This is a genomic window from Actinosynnema sp. NPDC023658 (genome assembly GCF_040639995.1).
Lineage (GTDB): Bacteria > Actinomycetota > Actinomycetes > Mycobacteriales > Pseudonocardiaceae > Actinosynnema.
On sequence record NZ_JBFAAX010001193.1, the window covers coordinates 1 to 1,568 of the forward strand.

The window sequence follows — 1,568 nt, forward strand, 5'->3', positions numbered from 1 at the left end:
CCGGATGGTGCGCCGGTTGTAGAAGTGGAAGTCCGACCCGTACCCGGCGGGGGTGCGGGACAGGGAGCCGATGGCGGCGGCCACGTAGTCCACCGGGGCCATGTCCTCCTCGTCGGGGAAGTCCTCCGCCGGCGCGGACCCGAGCACGGCCACGGTGCGCAGCATGTTGGCGAACCGGTCGCCCACCGGGCCGATCCCGGTCCGGCTGTCCCCGGTGACCCGGGCCGGTCGGTGCACCGTCACCGGCAACCCGGCCGCGCGGGCGAGCCGGGCCAACCGGTCCGCCACCCACTTGCTGCGCTCGTAACCCCTGGTCAGGCCCACGGGGTCGTCCGGCGCGTCGTGCTCGGTCACCACCACGGCCCGGTCCAGCGGGTAGGTGCCCAGCGTGGACACCAGGTGCGTCGGCACCGCGCCGCCCAGGCACGCCAGGCGCAGCACGTCGATCGTGCCCAGCACGTTGCCCGGCCGCAGGTGGTCGTAGGGGCGCACGAAGTTCGCCTCGCCGCCGCAGTGGAAGATCACGTCGAGCCCGTCGGCCAGGGCCGTGAACTCCTGCTCCGGCAACCCGAACCGCTCCGCCGACAGGTCACCGGGAACCGGCACGACCCGCTCGGCGAACCCGTCCCGCCAGAGCCCGTGCGTGCGCAGGTTGGCCTCGATCCGGTCCAGGCCGCCCGACCGCACCAGGCAGCGCACCACCAGGTCGGGGGAGTGGTCCAGCAGGTCGGCCAGCAGGTGCCCGCCCAGGAAGCCGGTCGCGCCGACCAGGAACGCGGTCCGCGCGCGCACCGCCCGAGCGACCGCCGCCTCCACCTCGTCCGGGGTGGCGCGGGGCCGGATGTCGGCCGGCAGCGCCGCCTCGGACGCCAGGTCCGGACCGTTGCCGTCCTCGACGTAGGCCGGGTCGAACCGCGCCTGCACCGCCGCCGAGAACGCGGCCAGCGTCGTCGCCTCGAACAGCACCCGCACCGGCAGCTCGATGCCGAGCTCCGCGCGCACCCGTGCCGTCACCGACCCCGCCAGCAGGGAGTGGCCGCCGAGGGCGAAGAAGTCGTCCTCCCGGCCGATCCGGTCGCGGTCCAGCACCGCCGACCAGATCCCCGCCACGACCTCCTCCGTGCCGGGCTCGGGCGGGGTGTGCACCACGCCGTCGGCCCGCTCCTCGGGTGCGGGCAGGGCCGCGTGGTCGACCTTGCCGTTCGCGGTCAGCGGCAGCGCCGCCACCACGACGAACGCGTCCGGCACGAGGTAGCCGGGCAGCGCCGACCGCAGGGACGCACGCACCGCGGCCCGGTCGATCCCGGCGTCGCCCACCAGGTAGGCCACCAACCGCCCGTCCCGGGCGACGACCAGGGCGTCGCGCACCCCGGGGTGACGGCGGCACGCGGTCTCCACCTCGGCGGGCTCGATGCGGTGGCCGCGCAGCGTCAGCTGCCGGTCCACCCGGCCCAGGAACTCCAGCGCGCCGTCCTCGCGGCGCAGCACCAGGTCACCGGTGCGGTACATCCGCGCGCCCGGCACCGGGGAGAACGGGTCGGCCACGAACCGCTCGGCGGTCATCCCGG

1 protein-coding gene is annotated in these 1,568 nt (G+C 75.9%); it reads right to left on the reverse strand.

Annotated features, from left to right (window positions below):
- Positions 1–1,568: thioester reductase domain-containing protein (locus AB0G02_RS39460; RefSeq protein WP_360805409.1), on the reverse strand; the 1,568-nt coding region annotated here is incomplete at both ends.